At 49.0% G+C, this 22,329-nt stretch carries 17 protein-coding genes and 1 tRNA gene; 14 read left to right on the forward strand and 4 right to left on the reverse strand.

Annotated elements, in window-relative coordinates; translation table 11 throughout:
* Positions 1 to 5: 5 nt before the first annotated feature.
* Positions 6 to 2,180, reverse strand: a complete 2,175-nt coding sequence (gene flhA / locus DDT52_RS14400; protein ID WP_136156968.1) for a formate hydrogenlyase transcriptional activator FlhA — start codon at positions 2,178 to 2,180, stop codon at positions 6 to 8.
* An 859-nt stretch (positions 2,181 to 3,039) separates the two neighbouring features.
* Here flhA and DDT52_RS14405 point away from each other — a divergent pair.
* Positions 3,040 to 4,344 (forward strand): dicarboxylate/amino acid:cation symporter, encoded by a 1,305-nt coding sequence (locus DDT52_RS14405; protein WP_136156969.1) that lies wholly within the window; start codon positions 3,040 to 3,042, stop codon positions 4,342 to 4,344.
* 96 nt (positions 4,345 to 4,440) lie between these two features.
* On the opposite strand, the gene hypT is transcribed toward DDT52_RS14405, so the two are convergent.
* The gene (gene hypT / locus DDT52_RS14410) at positions 4,441 to 5,328 is read right to left on the reverse strand and encodes a hypochlorite stress DNA-binding transcriptional regulator HypT (protein ID WP_136156970.1); all 888 of its coding nucleotides are present in this window, start codon (positions 5,326 to 5,328) and stop codon (positions 4,441 to 4,443) included.
* A gap of 163 nt (positions 5,329 to 5,491) precedes the next feature.
* On the opposite strand from hypT, the gene cuyB reads away from it, so the two are divergent.
* From cuyB to DDT52_RS14475, 13 genes are all read left to right on the forward strand, one after another.
* Positions 5,492 to 6,208 (forward strand): cysteate racemase, encoded by a 717-nt coding sequence (cuyB, locus tag DDT52_RS14415; protein ID WP_136156971.1) that lies wholly within the window; start codon positions 5,492 to 5,494, stop codon positions 6,206 to 6,208.
* Between the two features lie 141 nt (positions 6,209 to 6,349).
* Positions 6,350 to 6,979 (forward strand): response regulator transcription factor, encoded by a 630-nt coding sequence (locus tag DDT52_RS14420; protein ID WP_136156972.1) that lies wholly within the window; start codon positions 6,350 to 6,352, stop codon positions 6,977 to 6,979.
* A 3-nt stretch (positions 6,980 to 6,982) separates the two neighbouring features.
* Positions 6,983 to 8,539: an MASE1 domain-containing sensor histidine kinase gene (locus tag DDT52_RS14425; protein ID WP_136156973.1), complete on the forward strand. Its 1,557-nt coding sequence runs from the start codon at positions 6,983 to 6,985 to the stop codon at positions 8,537 to 8,539.
* A gap of 93 nt (positions 8,540 to 8,632) precedes the next feature.
* Positions 8,633 to 9,949 (forward strand): MFS transporter family glucose-6-phosphate receptor UhpC, encoded by a 1,317-nt coding sequence (gene uhpC / locus DDT52_RS14430; RefSeq protein WP_136156974.1) that lies wholly within the window; start codon positions 8,633 to 8,635, stop codon positions 9,947 to 9,949.
* 39 nt (positions 9,950 to 9,988) lie between these two features.
* The gene (locus DDT52_RS14435; RefSeq protein ID WP_136156975.1) at positions 9,989 to 11,020 is read left to right on the forward strand and encodes an ABC transporter substrate-binding protein; all 1,032 of its coding nucleotides are present in this window, start codon (positions 9,989 to 9,991) and stop codon (positions 11,018 to 11,020) included.
* Positions 11,021 to 11,213: 193 nt separating this feature from the next.
* On the forward strand, positions 11,214 to 13,292 hold the full coding sequence (locus DDT52_RS14440; RefSeq protein ID WP_136156976.1) for an ABC transporter permease: 2,079 nt from the start codon (positions 11,214 to 11,216) through the stop codon (positions 13,290 to 13,292).
* A gap of 14 nt (positions 13,293 to 13,306) precedes the next feature.
* Positions 13,307 to 14,431 carry a ferric ABC transporter ATP-binding protein gene (gene fbpC / locus DDT52_RS14445; RefSeq protein WP_136156977.1) on the forward strand — a complete coding sequence of 375 codons (1,125 nt, stop codon included), beginning with the start codon at positions 13,307 to 13,309 and terminating at the stop codon, positions 14,429 to 14,431.
* Positions 14,432 to 14,635: 204 nt separating this feature from the next.
* Positions 14,636 to 14,711: transfer RNA gene (locus DDT52_RS14450), tRNA-Asn, on the forward strand.
* Positions 14,712 to 14,873: 162 nt separating this feature from the next.
* A complete protein-coding gene (locus DDT52_RS14455) occupies positions 14,874 to 16,157 on the forward strand; it encodes a tyrosine-type recombinase/integrase (protein WP_136156978.1) in 1,284 nt (427 codons plus the stop codon).
* 824 nt (positions 16,158 to 16,981) lie between these two features.
* Complete coding sequence (locus tag DDT52_RS14460; protein ID WP_136156979.1) at positions 16,982 to 17,701, forward strand: cupin domain-containing protein; 720 nt, start codon at positions 16,982 to 16,984, stop codon at positions 17,699 to 17,701.
* A gap of 22 nt (positions 17,702 to 17,723) precedes the next feature.
* Positions 17,724 to 18,299 (forward strand): DJ-1/PfpI family protein, encoded by a 576-nt coding sequence (locus DDT52_RS14465; RefSeq protein WP_136156980.1) that lies wholly within the window; start codon positions 17,724 to 17,726, stop codon positions 18,297 to 18,299.
* Positions 18,268 to 19,035 (forward strand): HAD family hydrolase, encoded by a 768-nt coding sequence (locus tag DDT52_RS14470; protein ID WP_247595540.1) that lies wholly within the window; start codon positions 18,268 to 18,270, stop codon positions 19,033 to 19,035. Before DDT52_RS14465 ends, DDT52_RS14470 begins: the two co-directional genes overlap by 32 nt.
* Before the next feature lie 42 nt (positions 19,036 to 19,077).
* Positions 19,078 to 19,959, forward strand: a complete 882-nt coding sequence (locus tag DDT52_RS14475; RefSeq protein WP_136156981.1) for a polysaccharide deacetylase family protein — start codon at positions 19,078 to 19,080, stop codon at positions 19,957 to 19,959.
* A gap of 34 nt (positions 19,960 to 19,993) precedes the next feature.
* On the opposite strand, the gene DDT52_RS14480 is transcribed toward DDT52_RS14475, so the two are convergent.
* Both DDT52_RS14480 and DDT52_RS14485 read right to left on the reverse strand, forming a co-directional pair.
* Positions 19,994 to 20,905 (reverse strand): LysR family transcriptional regulator, encoded by a 912-nt coding sequence (locus DDT52_RS14480; RefSeq protein WP_136156982.1) that lies wholly within the window; start codon positions 20,903 to 20,905, stop codon positions 19,994 to 19,996.
* Between the two features lie 389 nt (positions 20,906 to 21,294).
* Complete coding sequence (locus DDT52_RS14485; protein ID WP_136157011.1) at positions 21,295 to 22,215, reverse strand: LysR family transcriptional regulator; 921 nt, start codon at positions 22,213 to 22,215, stop codon at positions 21,295 to 21,297.
* Positions 22,216 to 22,329: the final 114 nt, after the last annotated feature.

The following is a 22,329-nucleotide window of genomic DNA, read 5'->3' on the forward strand; positions in this document are numbered from 1 at the left end:
ATCGCTCACTCCATATCTTCAATCGCCTTAACCGAAATGCCCATCCGCTGCATACGCGATAACAGGGTTGTGCGCTTCAACCCCAGTTTAGCGGCGGCACCTTTCGGCCCGGCGACGATGCCGTTCGTTTCTCTTAACACCCGGATAATGCGCTGACGTTCTGACTCTTCTTCGTCATCTTCCACGACCGGTGGCGCCATCGGCGCGTCTTGTGCAACAGCAGGAGCAGGCTTCGGCATTTCCAATGGCGCAAGGTGATGCTGTAGTTCAGCCAACTGCAAATTCAGCGTCGTGCCTTTTGTGAGGATCACCGCCCTTTCAATCACATTCTCCAGCTCGCGCACATTGCCCGGCCAGGGGAGTCTGCTCAACTGACGCAGCATTTCAGATGGAATACTGTCAATGGTGCGGTTCATACGGCGCGCAATCTTGCGGGTAAAAAACTTCACCAGCAGCGGAATATCCTCTGGCCGCTCACGCAGCGGCGGGATCACAATCGGAAAGACATTCAGACGATAATACAGATCGCTGCGGTATTCCCGATCGGCCACCATCTGTTTCAGGTCACGGTTAGTGGCCGCAATCAGGCGAACATCCACCGGAATCACCTTGCTTCCGCCTAAACGTTCAATCTCCCGTTCCTGCAAAACACGCAGCAGTTTAGGCTGTAATTCCAGCGGAATATCCCCTACTTCATCCAGAAACAGCGTACTTTTATCCGCCAGTTCGAAGCGCCCCTGACGCTGGCTTGTTGCCCCGGTAAAAGCGCCTTTCTCATGGCCGAACAGATCGCTCTCCAGTAAACCGGACGGGATCGCCGCACAATTCATCTTCACCATGCGATGGGCATTGCGCGAGCTCAGGTTGTGGATCGCGCGGGCGATCAGCTCTTTTCCTGTTCCCGTCTCCCCGAGAATCAGCACGGTGCTATCGCTCACGGCCACCATTTCCACCTGTTCCAGCACCTGACGAATCGCTGCGCTACGACCAATAATTTCGCCGAATGCCTCACCGCCCACGCTTTGGGTACGTTCAGTGAGCTGTTCCGTCAGATAGAAATTCTCGTGGATCAGGCTGTCCTTCAAACGGGTGATCTGCTCATAGGCCAGCGCATTATCCAGAGCGATAGCAATACGCGCCGCAATCTGCCGCAGCAATTTTATGTCCGCACTGCTGACCGATAAATCACTGCCGTGCGCCAGTTCCAAAACGCCCAGCACGCGATTGCCAAACGTCAACGGCAGCAGGCAGGCATGCTTCAGTCCGCTGTCAAACCACTGCGCCAGATAGCGCGCATGTTCCGGCGAATGCAGATCATTGTCGCGATCGATCAACAGAACATCATTGTTCTTCATGACCTCTTCCGCCCGCGTTTCCGACAGTCTGAGCGTACCTTCGCCCGACTGCGGCGAGCGTCCCGAAAGGTAATGCGTGGCGTAATAGTTAAGCGTCTTATCGTCGTCATCGCTGTCGCGTAATGTCAGCGCCACAAAATCAATCCCGAAAAAGCGGTGAATCTCTTTGGAAACTTCCTGCGCCAGCGCCTTCAGCTCCAGTTTGGAAATAACGGTATTCGTCACGTCAACCAGAATACGGAAGTGATCGCGTTCGTGGCGCAGCCGCTCTTCCTCGCGCTGTGCCTGCGCCCGCTCGCCAATATGCTCCAGCGCCAGCGTAATCACGTCGGCCAGGGATTGAAAAAAAGTTATTTCGCTGTCATCAAACAGGCTGCCGTCTGTTTTAATGAATTCGACGCCGCCCAATGAACGCTGGGGGGACGCCAGCAGGGGAAACTGGCAATAGTCGCTGAGCCCGGCATAAGCCGGTTGCCCCATCAGATGGGAGAATTCGCGCTGGAAATGCGCCCGGCTGCAATGCAACGGCGTATGGGTGTTCCACACGACACCGCCCGGCCCGTCCAATAACAGGATGGTTTCTTCACTACAGATTGTTTTGTTCCCGCTACGGTCGTAGCGATAAAGCAGGGTTTGGTTATGAAGCGGATCGATCAGAAGCAGATTGACGCGCCCGAATCGCACGACTGAAAAAGACAAACTATCCAACACTTGCAGCAATGCTTCGATACTGCGTTGCAGCAGCAAGGTTTGTGACACCTTCAGTAGGGCGTCCTGCCACAGAATCGACAACCGTGATGGGGAATCTGTCAGTCGTATCGCCATAACCACCGCAATTAAAATCAACATAATTACTGGGGATAACAGTGTAAGGATTAACGCACTGAAATCCTATGTCATCATGCCGATAGCTTGATCTGAATCGCCATTAACCAGCAGAATTAGTAAAAAAAAGATAAATATTATTATCCAATAACAATCATTTTATAGCGTGATAGCCCGTTGTCAAAAACGGGAAATACCCCGACGGCCATATAGGGTAAACATCTGCTTTCGATCTCCACTCTTAAAAAACGCTCACAAACCAGAAACAAACCAATTACAAATCCGGTATAAATCTTAATCAAAAACTCATTTAATGAAATATTTCTCTGAACGCGATCACAGATAAATTAAATGCATTAGTAAAAACAGGAAATATATTAATCGAATAAAATTACGCCAACAAACGCTCACAAAAACACCAGCATTTCAAATGAAAATCAGTTATTAAATTAAAGTAATCAGTTGTATTCAACATAGCGAGATGAATAAAAGCCGGTTTACGCTATGTACGGTTAAACAGATTCAGCACATTATTATTTTCAGAATATCCGTACCGACGGCCAATCGGACCTACTGTTTAACTGCCTGTTTAAATTAGTATTAATGCTAATCACCCGGTTCCTCTTCATATTGCATTACGCCTTAACATTCATTTTTTGCATGACGAAGTTCACAATTACATTTCAACCAACAGAAAAAAAATGTAAAAAGTCAGAATCGTTGTAATATCAGCGTGCAGACACAACACCTCAATAACAGGTCAGGGTGATGGGTTAGGTGTGTTCAATTTATAACCACCCGCTCGTCGCGCTGCAATAATATTGTGTTGTCTGAATGAATTCATCAACATGAGGTTTATATGCAAAGGCAGAAGTTAGTTATACAGATAGCTGTCGCTATCATATTAGGTATATTCATTGGATGGGCATGCCACCAATATCTGGACGCTGGACGCGCAAAAGAAATCGCGTCTTACTTCAATATGGTCACGGACATATTCCTTCGTCTTATCAAGATGATCATTGCGCCGCTGGTGTTTGCAACGCTGGTTTCCGGCCTGGCAAGCATGGGGAAATCCTCCGCGGTTGGCCGTATCGGTATGAAAGCGATGATCTGGTTCGTTACCGCGTCTTTCCTCTCGCTGCTCATCGGGATGGTACTGGCGAATTTCTTCCAGCCGGGCGCAGGCATGAATCTGGAAGTTCCTGCCGCCGCGGCGCATGTTACCACCGGCCTGAACACCGATGGTTTCACGCTTAAGAATTTCATCAGCCACATTTTCCCGAGAAGTATCGTGGAAGCGATGGCCAACAACGAAATTCTGCAAATTCTGGTCTTCTCACTGTTCTTCGGCTCTGCCCTTGCCTACGTTAAACACCAAAACAAGCACGCGACCACCATCATTACGATGATTGAAGAGCTGGCCAAAGTGATGTTCCGCGTGACCGACTACGTTATGGCTCTGGCCCCTATCGCCGTGTTCGCTGCCATCGCGTCCGCCATCACCACTCAGGGCCTGGGTTTGATCTACGACTTCGGCAAACTGATCGGCGAGTTCTACCTCGGTCTGGCGCTGCTGTGGACGGCTCTGTTCGCAGTCGGCTATGCGTTTCTGGGCAAGGCAATCGTTAAACTGGCAAAACTGATCCGCGAACCTACCATGCTGGCATTCGCAACCGCGAGCAGTGAATCCGCCTACCCGAAAACCATGGAGGCACTGACCAAATTCGGCGTACCGAAGAAAATCACCAGTTTCGTGCTGCCGCTGGGCTACTCTTTCAACCTTGACGGTTCAATGATGTATCAGTCCTTTGCGATTCTGTTTATCGCCCAGGCTTACAACATCGACCTGAGCCTGACCCAGCAGATTCTGATTCTGTTGACCCTGATGATCACCAGTAAAGGTATGGCCGGCGTGGCGCGTGCTTCGGTGGTGGTGGTTGCGGCCACATTACCGATGTTCAGCCTGCCGGAAGCCGGTATTCTGCTGATTATCGGTATCGACCAGTTCCTCGATATGGGCCGTACTGCCACCAACGTGATTGGTAACAGTATCTCTACCGCCGTTGTGGCAAGTCTGGAAAAAGACGTTCACGACGATGAAGAGGAAAGCGAAGAACCCGACATCGCCTACGAACACGTTCAGGCCACTCAAAATACCTGATGCGTCGAACGGCTATCTGGCGGCCATATGGCCGCCAGTGCTGTCAGCACCACGACGTTCCTGCAATACTGTTCCAGCACGGTCGTCACTCCATGGTTAACGCGGCAACGCTTTTATATATCGCCAGAACTTTTCCGACGCCATATTCAGCCTGGCATCAAGACGGTAAAGGTATACGCCCATGTTCATCACGGCATCTCCCTTATCAAGAATCACCAGTTCCTGACTTTCCAGTTCTTCTTTGATGGAATAGTCCGGCAGCCATGCAATGCCATAACCGCTTTTGGTCATCCGCTTCAACAAGTCACTCATTGAAGAGACGAAATGCACCGTAAACCGGTCGCTGTCCACGGAGGATAAATACCGGCTGACCTGACGCCCCATATAGCTGGTATCGGTGTAATTCAGCAGGGGAACAGAGGGCGCATGCATATCAAATAACGGTTTACCGTTGCTGCCACGGGCGCAGACCGGATAAAGCCGGGATTCCAGTATTTTTTCATGCATAAACGGTTCAGACATCAGCTCTTCGTTATAGAACGAGAAAATGAAGTCGCTCCGCCCCTCTTTGAGGTTTAATACCGCTTCATCGACATCAATCGATTCAACATAAAATATCTTTTCCTGTTGCTCCGGTACGGTTTTCAATAACTCAGGCATAAGAAAGACGGATAGCGAATGCGCGGCGGCAATCATGATTTTATTTTTATAGTGGCTGCCACCATGTAGCTTGTTTAACTGATATTCCAGATCGTCCAGTGTATTGCGAATATGTGCGTGAAAAACACGCCCCTGTTCGGTTAATTGCAACGGGGAAGAACTGCGATCAAAAATATCGAACCCGATGGCGGTTTCCAACGCACGGATACGCCGGCTGAATGAAGACTGTGAAATATTTCTTTTCTCGGCGGCGGTCGTAAAACTACGGAACTCCTCCAGCGCGATAAAATCATAAAGCCACTTTGTCTCAATATTATTAAGCATAATATCTCACCATTTTATTCTACCGATCGCTCCAACCCAAGAAAAGCATAAAGATACCACTCACTATGCAAAACATACATAGGGGATGGGAATTTAGCAATTCACAGATACCGGCAATATGCGACCATTCTTTCAGTTTCAAACCGTTATGGAGCAAAACAGCATGAACAGTCTGGTAGGAATTCTGGGTGGTATGGGACCGGGTGCAACCGTTGATGCGCTGCAAAAACTGATTAAAAACACCCCTGCCTACCGGGATCAGGATCATATTCCGACGATTGCCGTTTCCATTCCGGATATTCCTGACAGGACAAAATGCATTCTTGACCATAGCCCATCGCCGCTGGGAAAAATGATTCAATATATGAAAATATTGGAAAACGCAGGCGCCGAATGCATTATTATTCCGTGTAATACCGCACATTATTGGTTCAATGAATTAAAGCAACACACGCAGGTGGAGATGATCAGTATTATTGATACCGCCTGTCAGGTTATTCAGGATAGAAAAATATCTCAGGTCGGATTACTGGCAACAACCGCCACCATCACGGCGCGTATTTATCAAAACAATCTCGCAGAAAAAGGAATCGACTGCCATATCCCAACGGAAGAGGAACAAACCCGGGTGATGGAAAGCATTTATGCTTATAAAGCCGGCGATTTGGCCGCGGCACATGACATGCTTTCACCAATAAAAGATCGGCTGCTGCAAAGCGGGGTGGAAAAAATTATCCTCGGCTGTACTGAATTGCCGCTTATTCTGGAAAACGAGATCCAGACAGCGCCAGAGAACTATATTGACGCCACGGAAGAACTGATCAAGAAAACCGTTGCATGGTATTTTTCTCATGCCCACAGAAGCGAGATTGCAGCCTGAACGCAGCCAACGCACATGCAACTTGAAGTATGACGAGTATATATTTGTTAACCCGGTTCCACTTTTATGTTCTGCAATTGCGAGTATCTCTGTTACTGAGCATTATTATTCTCAGTAATCTTGATCTTACATGGCGAAACCATGATTAATGTGGCTCTGGTAGACGATCACATCGTTGTTCGGTCTGGCTTTGCACAGCTTTTGACATTAGAAAATGACATTCAGATCATCGGGCAATACTCATCCGCGGCACAGGCATGGCCGCATCTGCTCAAACAGCCTGTCGATGTGGCGGTGATTGATATTGCGATGCCGGATGAAAGCGGTTTGAGTTTATTGAGCCGTCTGCGTCAGCAGCGCCCCGGCTTCCGCGCCATTATTCTGAGCATTTATGATACCAGTGCGTTTGTGCAGAGCGCGCTGGATGCCGGCGCAGGCGGCTACCTCACTAAACGCTGCGGTCCGGAAGAGCTGGTTCAGGCGGTACGCGTAGTCAGTCGTGGCGGCTTATATCTTTGTGCGGACGCCCTGCATGCTATTCGCCACCAGCAACAGCCCCCCAAAGAATTACTCTCGTTAACGCCGCGCGAACGAGAGATTTTCACGATGTTAATCAACGGCCTCAGCGTAAAAAGTATTGCCGAGCAGCTTACCCTGAGTCACAAAACCGTGCACGTGCACCGCGCGAATATTCTCAGCAAATTACAATGTGATACGACGGTGGAACTGGTGCATTTCGCTTTGCAGCATCAGCTATTGGCAGGAAACTGATCCATGCGCCGGCTGCGTACCACAGGCATGATGCTGTTTCTGCTTTTTTTCTATGGCCTAAGCTGGCTGGCGCTGTGGACAATCAGCTTCTATCTGAGCAATAACGGCCAGCAGGCAACGCTGCTATTACCGCAAGGATTACGGCTGGCGCTGATGATCCTGCTACCGCGAAAATACTGGCCGGTGCTGCTACTGTCGGAAATCGCGATACAAAGCTGGTTAATGAACGAGCAGCTTCAAACGCGTGCATTATTGTTGCTATCGCCGTGGCTGAGTTTACTTCCCGCCGCTATGACGCAGAAAATCTGGCACCGTTATACGCTTTACTGGCAGCGATTGCTGTTGTTATTGAGCGCCCTGACGCTAAATACCCTGCTGCACGGCCTCTTTATCGGCCCCTGGCTGCAATCGCAATTAACCCAAACGTTACTGGCAACCTTTACCGGCGGCGTGTTGTTAATTCCGTTTATCTATTTGATCCATGAATATATCAAGCAACAGCATCTGCAAACGCTACTGGCCCAGGAGATCCCCGATCCGCCGCTGCGCACCTCATTGCTGATTTGGTGCTCACTGTTCTTCTCGATCGGCGTCTGTCTGCAAATGACGTTTACGCCTGACATGGAGCGTCTGCTGCTTATTTTCGTGTTCCTGCCTAATGTGGTCATGGCCTACAAGTTTGGCTGGCAAGGCGGGGTATTATCCGCCGTGCTGGGTAGCCTGATGATTACCGTCACGCGTCAGGTTAGCGGCGCCTTTAACGACCTGCGGGAGCTGGAGCTATTTTTGTCCACGCAGGCGCTGCTTGGCATCGGGTTGGGGATTGCCATCAGCCGTCAGCAACAGCTGGCGCAACGATTGCAACGCTACCGTCAGCAACTGGAGCAGGAATTGAAGACCCGCCGCCGACTGATGGAACGCATCATTCATACCGAAGAAGAAGTCAGAAAAGACATTGCCCGCGAGCTGCATGATGATATCGGACAGAATATTACGGCAATTCAGATTCAGGCCATGCTGGTTAAACACAGCGCCCCTGAAGGGGCCGCCCGGAATGCGGCCGGACAGATCAGCGATCTCTCGCAGCGTATTCATCACACCACCCGCCAGCTTTTACGCCAGCTGCGCCCTCCCGTTCTGAATGAAATGGTACTGGATAAGGCGCTGCACCATCTGGCAGACGATTTCGCCTTCAGTGCCCGCGGCATCAATTTTCATCTCGACTATCGATTGCCTCAACAGCCGGATGACGATGTGGTTATCTACACGCTTTACCGGATGGTGCAGGAGTTGCTTAACAACATTAACAAGCATGCCTGCGCCAATAACATCGAGGTACTGCTGTATCAGCAAGGCGATTTGCTCACGCTGGAAGTCATTGACGATGGTATCGGTCTTCGCCCCGGTAATAATAGCGGAGGCTTTGGTCTGCGTGGGATTGAAGAGCGCGTATGTGCTTTAGGCGGAAACTGGCTGGCAAAATCAAAGGCCAGTTCCCCGCAGCAAAAAGGCACGCACATAATTGTTAACTTACCCACAAAATTTAAACAAAAGGACTGATTACTAGGAATTATTCCTAGTGTCCTAAAACCTTATCTCATCCTTTTTCAGATACATCTCCCTACTCTTGCGTCATCGCTGATTGAGGTATCCATGCACACGACCGAGCTTACACCGACACAAATCAGCCAGCGTTATCGTTACTGGCGGCCGCGACTGCTGATTTCGATGGTTATCGGGTACGCCGCGTTTTATCTGACGCGTAAAAGCATCAACTTTGTTATGCCGGTGATGCAATTGGAACTGGGGCTGAGCAAAGGTGATATCGGCCTGTTAGGCACGCTGTTCTACCTGTGCTACGGCGCGTCCAAATTTATTTCGGGCATCGTGTGCGATCGCAGTCAGGTGCGCTGGTTTATGGGCGTCGGTCTGTTGATTACCGGCGTATTGAACATTTTGTTCATGTTCTGTCAGTCACTCACCGGACTGTTGATTGTGTGGGCACTGAACGGTTTTTTTCAGGGATGGGGATGGCCCCCTTGCGCCAGGCTTCTGACCAGTTGGTATTCGCGTAATGAACGCGGCTTCTGGTGGGGATGCTGGAATACCTCGATCAATATCGGCGGCGCCGCCGTCCCTTTGTTAGCGGGCTATCTGGCTTCCGAATGGGGCTGGCAGGCCGCGCTGCTGGTGCCCGGCATTATCGGCATTTTGATCGGGCTGTGGCTGTGCTGGCAGCTGTGCGACAAGCCGCAACAGCAAGGGCTACCCAGCGTCGGACAGTGGCGGCGTGACGCGCTGGAAATCCGTCAGGAGCAGCAGAGTCCCCCGATGCCGATGCGGCGGATTTTGCGGGATGCCATCCTGCGCAATCGGACCATCTGGTTATTGGGCGTTTCCTACATTCTGGTGTACCTGATTCGTATCGCACTGAATGACTGGGGAAACATCTGGCTGGCAGAAAGTCACGGTTTCAACCTGCTCAGCGCCAATGCCACGCTGTCGCTGTTTGAACTGGGTGGTTTGATCGGTGCGTTGTTCGCCGGTTGGGGGTCAGATTTGTTATTTCGGGGCCAGCGCGCGCCCATGATCCTGCTTTTCGCGCTGGGGTTGTTCGTGACGATGACGGCGCTGTGGCTGGCTCCGGTGCATCACTATTCGCTGTTGGCCGCGTGTTTCTTCAGCATCGGTTTTTTCGTTTTCGGACCGCAAATGCTGATTGGACTGGCGGCGACGGAATACAGCCACAAAGATGCGGCAGGCACCGTGACCGGTTTTCTGGCTCTGTTTGCCTATCTGGGCGCTGCGCTGGCGGGATGGCCTCTGGCGCAGATACTGCAACACTATGGATGGTCTGGATTTTTTACGCTGCTGGCTCTGGCGTCAGCCTGCATCGGACTGTTACTGATGCCGCTATTAATGGCGGGCGTCAGCCGACAGGAACGACTATCGACATTGAAATCGCTGTAACGCATGCAGTAGTTCTCTATACCAACAGGAAAACGTAAAATGAAACTGACTACATTAACCACACTGATTGCCGCCGGGCTGACCCTGGCTGCCGTTTCCACCACCACCCAGGCCGCCGGACGTCTCGTCATTTACTGTAGCGCCACCAACGCCTTCTGTGAGGAAGAAGCCAAAGCCTTCGGTGAAAAATACAATGTAAGAACCTCCTTCATTCGTAATGGTTCCGGCAGTACGCTGGCAAAAGTCGAAGCCGAGAAGAAAAACCCACAGGCTGATGTCTGGTACGGCGGCACGTTGGATCCACAGTCTCAGGCAGGCGAAATGGACCTGCTGGAACCATACCAGTCGGCCAACCTTGAGCAGATCATGCCGCAGTTTCGCGATCCGGCAAAACGCAAAGGCAACTATTCCTCCGCCGTGTACGTCGGCATCCTCGGTTTTGGCGTTAACACCAACCGTCTGAAAGAGAAAAACCTGCCGGTTCCACAGTGCTGGAAAGATCTGACCGATCCCATCTATAAAGGTGAAATCCAGATTGCCGATCCCCAGAGCTCCGGTACGGCCTACACCGCGCTGGCCACCTTCTCTCAGCTCTGGGGACAGGACCAGGCCTTTGATTACCTGAAAAAGCTGAACACCAACGTTTCCCAGTACACTAAATCCGGTATTGCGCCGGCGCGTAACGCGGCCCGTGGCGAAACCGCCATCGGCGTCGGTTTCCTGCACGACTATTCCCTGGAAAAAGAGAAAGGCGCGCCGCTGGAGCTGGTCTCCCCCTGTGAAGGCACCGGTTATGAAATCGGTGGCATCAGCATACTGAAAGGGGCGCGTAACATGGATAACGCCAAGCTGTTCGTTGACTGGGCATTGTCAAAAGAGGCGCAGGAACTCTCCTGGAAGAAAGGCCAGTCTTACCAGATTCTGACCAATATCACTGCCGAAGCCTCCCCGCTTTCACTGAAACTGCAAGATCTGAAACTGATCAACTACGACATGGACAAGTACGGTGCGGCCGACGTGCGTAAGGAGTTGATATCTAAATGGGTTAACGAAGTAAAAATGGGTCAATAACGCGGAGCCGATCGTTTAAGACGCCGGCTATCAGTCAACCAGGAACCGAAACAAATGGAAGCGCGACAGGTCAGCAACGGACTGTCGCCTGTCCATGGGGATCATTATCGCTGACCCCTTACTCATCCATGATTTTTAACTGCAACCTGTGATGCCCCATACCAATGATAATACACATACCAGGGAATCCATCATGTCACACACATTAACGCTTTCTCCTCCGCGCAAACGGGATGCCATCTTCCTGTGGCTGGCGCTGATCGTGGTGGCATTTATACTGCTACCGGCGTGGAGTCTGGATTACGGCCTGCTTGATGTTTCAGGCGATGAACTGTTGGCCGCCTACAGTTGGTCCCATCTGAACATCAGTCTGCTGTGGTTCCTGTTGCCAATGGCGCTATTCCTACGCACGACATTCGCCGCCAGCCGCGAGCAGCGCGGCCGACACCGTTTTGATGCGGCTTACTCGCTGTTCTGCGCGGTCTTCGTGGTTGTCAGCGCCACGATTGAAGGACGCGGCATGGGTTACGCCACGATTCTGCTGTTCATTGCGCTCGGCGCGATTATCACGCTATCGCTATCACGGCTGGACTGGCTCGGCGGCGATCAATTCGTAATTGGCTCGCTGGTCGGCATCATCGCGCTGATCGGGGTATTTATTCTTTATCCCAGCATTGCCATTTTCATCCCGATGTTCACCAACGACAGCGGCGAATTCGCGCCGCTGCTCTTCACGCAGATTCTGGGGCAAGCCCATATCCTACAGGTGATCAGGAACTCTTTCCTGCTCTCCGTCGCGGTAGGCATCGGTTGTACGTTCTTCGGTCTGGTACTGGCGATTTACACCTCACGTATCGCACGTCGTTCCGCCATCATCGGCCGGGTATTCTCGATTCTGCCGATCGTGACGCCGCCGTTTGTCGTCGGTCTGGGCGTTACGCTAATGATGGGGCGTTCCGGCTACGTCACCGAACTGATGGTCACCTGGTTTGGCTTGACCAACACCAACTGGCTATATGGGTTTACCGGTATCTGGCTGGCGCAGGTACTCGCCTTTACGCCCATGTCGTTTATGATTCTGGAAGGGGCGATCAAGACCATTCACCCCTCGCTGGAAGAAGCGTCTTACACGCTGCGGGCCAATCGCTACCAGACCTTCCAGCGGGTTTTCCTGCCGTTGCTGAAACCGGCGCTGGCCAATTCGTTCCTGATCGTGATTGTCCAGTCGCTGGCTGATTTCAGTAACCCGCTGGTGCTGGGCGGCAACTTCGACGTACTCGCCACTCAAATCTACTTCTATATCGTCGGCGCGCAGCTGGATTATCAGGCTGCCAGTACCCTCGGCGTGATCCTGTTGCTCTTCTCGCTGGCGGTGTTCTGTATCCAGTATATGTGGATTGGGAAACGCTCTTACGTCACCATTTCCGGCAAATCCTACCGTGGTGATGTGCAACCGCTGCCGGTTTCGCTGGTGTGGATCGTTTCCATCCTGCTGTATATCTGGATTGCCTTCAACATCCTGCTGTACGGCAGCATTTTCTACGGCAGCTTCACCGTGAACTGGGGCGTTGATTACACCCTGACGCTGGCCAACTTCAGCAAACTGTTCGGACAGGGATTCAGCGATGGCGCATGGCCTTCCCTGCTGGATACGCTGCTGTTTGCCGGTATCGCCGCGCCGATTACCGCGCTGTTCGGGCTGTTAATCGCCTACATCGTGGTGCGTCAGCAGTTCTATGGTAAAAAGACCATCGAATTCAGCACCATGCTGTGCTTTGCCGTCCCGGGCACCGTGGCCGGGGTCTCTTATATCCTCGCGTTTAACAGCGCGCCGGTTTACCTCACCGGCACCGCCGCCATCGTGATTATATCGATGGTGATGCGTAACGTGCCGGTCGGTATCCGCGCGGGTATCGCCGGACTGGGTCAACTGGATAAATCGCTGGATGAAGCGTCGCTCAGCCTGCGAGCCGGATCGATGCGCACCGTGTTCTATATTCTGCTGCCGCTGCTGCGTCCGGCGATCCTGTCCGCCCTGATTTACAGTTTTGTCCGCGCCATTACCACCGTCAGCGCCATTATCTTTCTGGTTACACCGGATACCCGCGTCGCGACTTCCTACATCCTTAACCGGGTGGAAGACGGTGAATACGGTATGGCCATCGCCTACGGTTCCATCCTGATTGTGGTCATGCTGGCCATTATTTTCCTGTTTGATTACCTGGTCGGTGAAGCACGCGTTTCCCGTTCCAAAGCTCAGAATAGTGACTAAGCGGAGTGATTATCTTGAATACTGAAAACCCAAAAACGTCGGAAACGTTTTTTAACGCCGCTTACGGCGGCCCGCAGGGCGACGGGCAGGACGTCCGTCATAAGAATTTCGTTGAACTGAAGCATGTCACTAAACGATTCGGTCACAACACCGTCATTGACGATCTGAATCTGGCAATCCCACAGGGGAAAATGGTGACGCTGCTGGGGCCGTCCGGCTGCGGCAAAACCACGGTACTTCGTCTGGTCGCCGGGTTGGAAAAACCCACCGAAGGACAGATTTTTATCGATGGTGAAGACGTTACCGATCGTTCGATTCAGCAGCGTGACATCTGTATGGTGTTTCAGTCTTACGCCCTCTTCCCGCACATGTCGCTGGGAGAAAACATTGGCTACGGATTGAAAATGCTGGGCCGCCAGAAAGATGAAATCAATCAGCGGGTAAAAGAAGCGTTGGCGCTGGTCGATCTGGACGGTTTTGAAGATCGCTATGTCGATCAGATTTCCGGCGGACAACAGCAGCGGGTCGCGCTGGCCCGCGCGCTAATCCTCAAGCCGAAAGTGTTACTGTTTGATGAACCGCTGAGCAATCTGGATGCGAACCTGCGCCGCAGCATGCGTGAAAAAATTCGTGAACTTCAGCAGCAGTTCAATATCACATCGCTCTACGTGACCCACGACCAGAGCGAAGCCTTTGCCGTTTCCGACATGGTCCTGGTCATGAACAAAGGCAAAATCATGCAGTTGGGCGCGCCGCAGGAACTGTATCGCCAACCCGCGTCTCACTTTATGGCCAGCTTTATGGGGGATGCCAACATCTTCCCGGCCACCATTGACCATGACAGCGTCAATATTTACGGCTACAGGCTCCCTCGCCCGCAAGGTTTTGCCGAAGGGCAACGCGAAAGCACGGTGGGCGTTCGTCCGGAAGCCATCACGCTCAGCGATCAGGGGGAAGAGAGTCAGCGCTGCACCATCACTCAGGTTGCCTACATGGGCCCGCAGTATGAAGTGCAGGTTGACTGGCACGGACAATCGCTACTGCTACAGGTCAATGCCACGCAGCTCCAGCCTAATCCGGGCGATAGCTACTACCTACAGATTCATCCTTACGGGATGTTTGTGCTGGCAGACCAATAAGTTCACACTCACCGGGCGTTCCCTTGCGCCCGGTATTTTAGGTTCCTCACGGCAACGCTTTTCGGCTTATGCTGGCCATTTATTGTCAGTTATTATAAAAAAACTCAACAGATTGCGCATTCTCTCGCCAAACAGATCAAATTTGTGGTTTCCGCCTTTGACATGCACTGAACGCCCCGTTATGATGCGCCCCGTTCACACGATTCCTCTGTAGTTCAGTCGGTAGAACGGCGGACTGTTAATCCGTATGTCACTGGTTCGAGTCCAGTCAGAGGAGCCATTTACTTGTTTTCATGCATCCTTGCGAATCCCTATTTGTACGTTGATTCAACAGGTTAGCGTGAAAAACCTTCCCGATGCGTTTCTAGTTTTCCCTCCGCATCGGGAAAAAATGGTGGTCAGATTTGGGGTCAGGTTGGTTCGATAATGGAGTGACCCCCAAATGTCCCTTTCTAACGCGCAAATCCGCAGTTTAAAATCCCTTTCTAAACCCACAAAGTTGTCTGACTCACATGGTTTGTATCTGCTCGTCAATCCCGGCGGTTCACGTCTCTGGTATCTCAAATATCGTATCGATGGCAAAGAGTCCCGCCTCAGTTTAGGCGCTTATCCCGATGTGTCTCTGACCGATGCCCGGCAACAGCGCGACGGCATCCGCAAACTCCTGGCGCAGAATATCAACCCGGCGCAACAGCGTGCCGCTGAAAAAGCCGCTCGTTCACCAGAAAAGAGTTTCATGACCGTGGCGCTGAGCTGGCATAAAAGCAACAGAACCTGGTCGGAAAACCATGCCGCCCGTCTGCTTGCCAGCCTGAACAATCATATTTTCCCGGCGTTCGGTAATCAGCCGATAACGGAACTCAAAACCCGGCACTTCACTGCCCTACTGAAAGGTATTGAGGAAAAAGGTTTGCTGGAGGTCGCATCCCGCGCGCGGCAGCATCTGTGCAATATTATGCGTTACGCGGTTCAGCAAGGATGGGTGGAAAGCAATCCGGCGCTGAATCTGGTCGGCGTAACGGCTCCGCCGGTCAGGCGCCATTATCCGGCTCTGCCGCTGGAGCGTCTGTCTGAGCTGCTGGGGCGTATTGAAGATTATCAGCAAGGCCGGGAACTGACCCGGCTGGCGGTATTGCTCACCCTGCACCTGTTTATCCGGTCCAGCGAACTGCGTTTCGCAAGGTGGAGTGAAATTGATTTCAGAAACAAGATCTGGACCATTCCCGCCACCCGCGACGCGATTGCCGGCGTCCGCTACTCCGGACGTGGCGCTAAAATGCGCACGCCGCATATCGTGCCGCTGTCCCGGCAAGCCATCGACGTTCTGAAGCAAATTCAAGCGATTTCAGGCCATTTGGAACTGGTGTTCCCCGGCGACCATAATCCGTATAAACCAATGTGTGAAAACACGGTCAACAAAGCGCTGCGGCTGATGGGTTATGACACCAAAGCGGATGTCTGCGGGCATGGATTCCGGGCGATGGCTTGTAGCGCTTTGATGGAATCGGAGTTGTGGTCGCAGGATGCCGTTGAGCGCCAGATGAGCCACCAGGAACGCAATAGCGTGCGGGCGGCCTATATCCACAAAGCCGCCCATCTTGAAGCTCGCAAAGCGATGATGCAATGGTGGTCGGATTATCTGGATGCGTGCCGAGAAGTCTATGTCCCCCCCTATATCTGGGGCAAACAGGATGCCAGAGCCCACGATGAGGTAATTAACGGATAAAACGAAAGCAGATCCGGACGGTTCAGGATCTGCTTTTTCTATTTTTAACCAGTTTTATATCTGTTTTTTCGATTCCTCAGTTAATGGTCCAAGTCTAGCAACACCTTCTTTTTTATACTTCCTCATTAAGGCGTTAGGTGTTGCCCGGCATTAACGCATGGATATCTCATTTGAGCTTGATGACGTCGCGACCTCGGTTGTAACCCAAAATCACCCAGTTTTGACCTGAGATACCCACAGGAATTAATGGTGCAGATAAATAACTACAAAGGTCGGGTGCTGATCCTTCTGACACAGAAATTGGATCTGCACTTTTTTCTACGTTCCAGAGAACTAAGCCTCAGCTGTTAGGGTGAATTCAAACCGAAAGCGTATACTGGGGAGCGAAAAATGGTAACAAACTCATTTATATGGTGATTTGTCATTATATCACCAAGCCGCAAAGACTTCTCGACCATGGCTGACCTCCAGTCTTCGGACACGAAAGGAAATCCTTGGTGCGATCACGGATACCTCTATCAGGGGTTATATCGTGCAGACGTCCAAGTTCTGCTTCTCGCTAAGCAGTGATAAACATCTTCATAGCTGGCGAGCTATGACCTCCTGACAGCATAAAATCAAGCATCGTCAATGATCCCGAGTGGTATAGATACATAATTTTTCATGATAATTACGTAAAAAAAGACTGATCCAAAAAAATAATATAGGTAATCATCATAAAAGTTATTTCTCTCGTAATAAATAATCGATATAGACTGAACTCACGGAATGATTGACCGAAGTGAAATTAAAACTCAGCAATTCAATTAGCGGGGAATGCCTGTATGGAAATCCACAACCGGACTCCAGATGTATATGATTTGCTTGAAATAAACAAGATCTTTCTTTCGACTTCAAATAATGGTGAGTCATTTGAAAAAGACTTACATCTCAATGGATTCATAGAAAAACCATGGGGACATGAATATAGGGTTTATTGTGATTCTATTTTTGATGTATGGCGCCTTCATATATTAAAAAATCAATCCACTTCTATGCACTGTCATATACAAAAAGATACCGTCCTTATATGCCTACATGGCGATGGAGAAACCAGGTTTCTTGATGGCACACATCAAGCATTAAAATCTGGTGACAGCATATATATTGCAAAAGGTGTATTCCATCAAACTATCGCCGGAAAATCAGGTGTTGAGTTAATTGAAGTCGAAAACCCAAGAAACAAATTCGACTTACTTAGACTTAAAGATAATTACGGTCGACAAAATATGGCATATGAAAGAAGATCCCAGGAACATGATCTTTTACTCCCATTCCATCAGATAGCTCCCGGCACATTTATTAGGGAATATGATCTACATAAATTAGCAAAATTTTCTGTCAAAATTCTTGATAGGAATATGTTAAATGATGAGGATAACTTTATTTTTATTTCCTTAGATGTAAAGAGTCATCTAATGGGAAAAATTCATATCCTAAGGATCAAAGATGCCATCGCAGAAATGTACTGCGGTCAGAAGGTACTTTTAATTAATGTTCCGTAACGTAACATAGAAGGAAAATAACATGTCCAAACCAACACGAGTTGTGATAATCACCGGTCCGGGTTTTCAGGATCACGATGTAGTTTATACGTACTATCGTTCTAAAGAGGAAGGATACGATATATCAATTGCTACAAAGGATGGAAGTGCAGTGACGGGGAAATATGGCATAACGGTTCCTATGGACAAACGTTCCAAGGACAATATTAATTTTGATCAACTTAAGACCAATGATTTTGATGCTGTTATTCTCACTGGCGGTCATGAAGCTCCTGATAGGGTTCGCCAAGATAAAAGAGTTAAAGATTTTCTAAAACAGATGGCAACACAGGGGAAAGTAGTGGCTGGTCTCTGCCATGGTCCCTGGATCATGATTTCCGCCGGTATTCTAAAAGACAAACTCGCCTGTGCATATGTTGGCCTGAAAGACGACATGGTTAATTCCGGTGCAAATGTAATTGAAGCGGATGTAGTTGTCGACGGAAATATCATAACCTGCTCCTACTACGCCGAATGTGGAAAATTCATGCGCCAAACATTCGATGCAATAGATAGATGGAAGCGTGGTGAAAAGCTTAAAGAACCCTTGGTGGTATAAATCGATGTTAATAGCAATGGATTTCGACGGAGTCGTAGTTGACGGAGTAGACGAATGCATGTTAATTGCGTGGAATGTATTGCATGATAGACCTCTAGGAGATTTCAACCAAGATGTCCTTCAAAAAATCCCACGCCAGATGGTTAGTCGATTCAAGAAATTAAGGAATTTTGTACGTCATGACGGACATTTTATCGCTTCATTTTCTGAACTAGGAAATGAAGTTATGAATAATGACGAATTCTCTGCCATATACGAATCATTTTCACCCAAAGAGAAGGATATATTTAGAAATAAATTCATCCAGTATAGAAAACAGGCAAGAAATACCTATCCTATTTTCTGGGCTAAACTACATCGCCCACTATTGGATATATCAAAATTATTTTCGACAAGTCACGATATTTATATCGTATCGGGAAAGGATGAAGATTCCATATCATTCATCCTAAGAGAGCATGGTTTAAATGTACCTACAGAGAAAATATTTGGGAGGATGACCGACAAAAATGAAACTCTTACTTCACTAAAACTAATAGCCGCCGCGAAAAATGAGGAAATGTTATTTGTTGATGATAACATCCAAAATGTTATTGATGCGTTAGAACATGGCATTCAATCATTTTGGGCTAACTGGGGATACAATATCCCTGAGCACAAAGTAATGGCTCACAAAAATGGTATTAATGTATTAAGTACAGTGGATCTCTTGGAATTAGTCAAGAGGCCATCTTAACGCGATATTATTTCTATTCTTCTGTATGAGGAGTAATAACTCATGGCGAAAGAAATACTGTGTGGTTTCGGAGTGGGTGTAGATGCTGTGGCTGGCTGGCTCTCTTCTTATGGGGGTGAGGATTCTCCAAGCGATATATCTCGCGGTATGTTCGCTGGCGAAGTAGGCACTCCACGTCTTCTAAATCTATTTAAACAGTTCGATATCCCCACAACCTGGTTTATGCCTGGCCATTCCATTGATACCTTTCCTAAGCAAATGGAGGCGGTAGTCAATGCGGGACATGAAGTAGGAGTTCATAATTACAGCCACGAAAACCCAATATCGATGTCACCTGCTCAAGAAAGAGAAGTCCTTCTGAAAGGAATTGAGATGGTCACACAATTGACGGGGCAAAGGCCTACCGGATATGTCGCTCCGTGGTGGGAATTCTCCCCCATAACGACGGATCTCCTGTTGGAAAATGGCATCAAATATGACCACTCGCTAATGCATCATGATCATCAGCCCTATTACGTAAGGAAAGGTGATTCTTGGACCAAGATAGATTATTCCAAAACGCCTACCGAATGGATGAAGCCGCTGGTGCGTGGAGAAGAGACGGATCTCATTGAATTACCTGCCAGTTGGACGATCGATGATATTCCTCCTTTCATGTTCATGAAAACAAAACCCAACAGCCAAGGCTTCATGAATCCTAGAGACATTGAACAACTTTGGCGGGATCAATTCGATTGGGTCTATCGTGAACATGAGTATGCTATATTTACCTTTACGATTCACCCAGACGTATCTGGACGCCCGCATGTATTAATGATGCTCGAGCGCCTTTTAACTCATATGCTTGGTCATCCTGGGGTGAAATTCCTTAAATTGAATGACATCGCAGATGATTTTGCCAAGCGATCTCCACGAAAAAAATAGTGATGGGGCAGCCAATAAGGCTGCCCGTTTCATGTTATTTCTCTCTAACTATAAATTCACCATTCTTAGACAGATCGAGTATTCTGTTCCTGATACCCAAAACAAGTGGGTTTCGTAATGAACTCTCAACCCATACCAGATAAATTGAATTTACGGGAAGTCTTTCATGAATACGAACTTCCACTATTTGACCTTCCGCTATGCTTTGGGCACATAAATATTCTGGCATCACAGTCCAGCCAATACTTTCTCTGATCATCCTCTCTAATATCCGTAAATCCGGGACAGTGATAGATGGACGAATAAATGCGAGAAATTGCGAGGAATCATGAAAAACTTCTCTTATCAGTGGTAACTGGTCGTCATAAGCAATTAGAGGAAGCGTTGCCAGTGAACCAACCACATCATCATTATCCTTGATGTTTTTGGCTATCCGTGACGATACCACAACGATCAACTTTTCCATTCCGATTTCCGCATATCCAAATTTTTGTTTATCAGGTACAGAAGTTGTGAAACCTAACTGACTACTTCCGTCCAACAGGCTATTGTATATGCGCTTCCTATTACCGGTTAGTAACTGAAATTTAATATTTTCATTGAATAATGTCGTAACTAAATATGGAAATTTTGCCCACATTAATTCTGCTGGCCCTATGAAAGATACGGTTCCCGAAGATTTTCTTGTCCGTGATCTAAGCGTCGACAGTTTCAGTTCAATAGTATCTATATCAAAAGCCACCAATCTGGCCAACTCCTCGCCATCCACTGTCGCAACCACCCCATGTGAACGACGAGTAAATAGAGTACATCTGGTAAAGGCTTCAAGTGAATGTATGTGCGAAGACATTGCAGGTTGGCTTATACCCAGCCGTATTGCCGCTTTTGAAATCGAACCAGCCCTGTATACTTCGACAAAACTTCTTAATTGAACCAGATAGCTCATAACTTCGCCCTCTATAAGAGCTTTAAGCTCATCAGTGACGGCACATAGCAAAGCCTGCGTAGTATTCCGTTATAGACAAGTTATGTTAATGGTTCTATAACCATTAGAAATAATTAACAATTAAAGGTTTTAATAGGGAGAAGATTGCACATAACAGAATAACACTTTGATATATATATCGTTGCAACGAGTTATATCAGCTTTGTGATTAATGGGTGAAGTAGAATAGGGACTTCGATCTGCCATGTTACAATACGTTCACAAGTAAGATTGGCATGCATAACTTGCTGTAAAATTGGTGAAGCTACCTGAGCAGTCTCGCACAATGCCGCTGAAAATCTGGGGCGTGGAAAAGGCCGCTTTGTTATCAAGCTTGCCCACTCTCCGGATTATCCATAAACATCCCATGGCGCCTGTTTCCATCTTTCTGTTATAAAATCGATAAATGCACTAAGCCTGCGAGGTATAGGGTCTCGTCGCGCCCGAACGACACTGATCTGAGACGTGTTTGCTTCCCAATCAGGCAGAACTCTGCAAAGTCTCCCAGCCCTTAATTCATCATGAATATCCCAGGTTTCTCGCAGAGATATGCCAAGCCCATCCAGACACCAAGCATGTAGCACGTCTCCGTTGTCACTGATAAGGTTGCCGCTTATGCTGATATTTTTCTCATGACCGCCTCTACGTAGTGTCCATAAATTGTGTAAAAGCCCAGGGTAAGCGAAGACTAAGCAGTTGTGATTTAAGAGATCTTCCGGTTGCTCGATAGGGGGATGCCCTTTTAAATATTCTGGAGATGCGATTAAAATACGCCTATTATTTGCTATCTTTCTGGCCAAAAGACGAGAGTCTGCCAGTTCACCCATGCGAATAGCCAGATCGAAGTCACCACTGTAAAGGTCCTGAATTTGGTCCGAGAGTCTTAAATCGAAGCCCACTCTAGGGTGTTCCTCGCAGAATGCCGAAATCGCGGGAGCAACATATTTTCGGCCAAACGGAGCTGGCGCAGTCAAACGAATATTTCCTGTTAATTCATCACTGCCTCCTCGAGAAAGTTCCTTCACCTCCCCCAGAACAGCAAGCGCTACCCGAGCCTTCTCGGCGATAGCGCGACCTTCTTCTGTAATCCTTAAATTGCGGGTATTTCTTTCAAACAATGTTGTCCCTAACGCCGCTTCCAGTCTGGCTATCTGTTTGCTCACCATTTTTGGGAGGATTTGAAGATCCCGCGCTGCGGCGGAGAAATTGTTTCTGTCGACGACGTGCAAAAAGACTTCAAGGTCGTCATTTCTCAAATTTATTTTGTTCATTTTGGGGTAAGTGTTTGTCCGTTTAGGTCTCTTTAAAGGATAAATCAATTGTTCCACAATGAGACCCAATATGACAAGTCTGTCATATCGCATGCAAATCAGCAGAATTTAGCT

The sequence above is a fragment of the Brenneria roseae subsp. roseae genome (assembly GCF_003115845.1).
Taxonomy (GTDB): Bacteria; Pseudomonadota; Gammaproteobacteria; order Enterobacterales; family Enterobacteriaceae; genus Brenneria; species Brenneria roseae.

Excerpts from the sequence above, each read along its gene's own strand:
- flhA (WP_136156968.1), bottom strand. The coding sequence starts at position 2,180 with ATGGCGATACGACTGACAGATTCCCCATCACGGTTGTCGATTCTGTGG.
- DDT52_RS14405 (WP_136156969.1), top strand. The coding sequence starts at position 3,040 with ATGCAAAGGCAGAAGTTAGTTATACAGATAGCTGTCGCTATCATATTA.
- hypT (WP_136156970.1), bottom strand. The coding sequence starts at position 5,328 with ATGCTTAATAATATTGAGACAAAGTGGCTTTATGATTTTATCGCGCTG.
- cuyB (WP_136156971.1), top strand. The coding sequence starts at position 5,492 with ATGAACAGTCTGGTAGGAATTCTGGGTGGTATGGGACCGGGTGCAACC.
- DDT52_RS14420 (WP_136156972.1), top strand. The coding sequence starts at position 6,350 with ATGATTAATGTGGCTCTGGTAGACGATCACATCGTTGTTCGGTCTGGC.
- DDT52_RS14425 (WP_136156973.1), top strand. The coding sequence starts at position 6,983 with ATGCGCCGGCTGCGTACCACAGGCATGATGCTGTTTCTGCTTTTTTTC.
- uhpC (WP_136156974.1), top strand. The coding sequence starts at position 8,633 with ATGCACACGACCGAGCTTACACCGACACAAATCAGCCAGCGTTATCGT.
- DDT52_RS14435 (WP_136156975.1), top strand. The coding sequence starts at position 9,989 with ATGAAACTGACTACATTAACCACACTGATTGCCGCCGGGCTGACCCTG.
- DDT52_RS14440 (WP_136156976.1), top strand. The coding sequence starts at position 11,214 with ATGTCACACACATTAACGCTTTCTCCTCCGCGCAAACGGGATGCCATC.
- DDT52_RS14455 (WP_136156978.1), top strand. The coding sequence starts at position 14,874 with ATGTCCCTTTCTAACGCGCAAATCCGCAGTTTAAAATCCCTTTCTAAA.
- DDT52_RS14460 (WP_136156979.1), top strand. The coding sequence starts at position 16,982 with ATGGAAATCCACAACCGGACTCCAGATGTATATGATTTGCTTGAAATA.
- DDT52_RS14465 (WP_136156980.1), top strand. The coding sequence starts at position 17,724 with ATGTCCAAACCAACACGAGTTGTGATAATCACCGGTCCGGGTTTTCAG.
- DDT52_RS14475 (WP_136156981.1), top strand. The coding sequence starts at position 19,078 with ATGGCGAAAGAAATACTGTGTGGTTTCGGAGTGGGTGTAGATGCTGTG.
- DDT52_RS14480 (WP_136156982.1), bottom strand. The coding sequence starts at position 20,905 with ATGAGCTATCTGGTTCAATTAAGAAGTTTTGTCGAAGTATACAGGGCT.
- DDT52_RS14485 (WP_136157011.1), bottom strand. The coding sequence starts at position 22,215 with ATGAACAAAATAAATTTGAGAAATGACGACCTTGAAGTCTTTTTGCAC.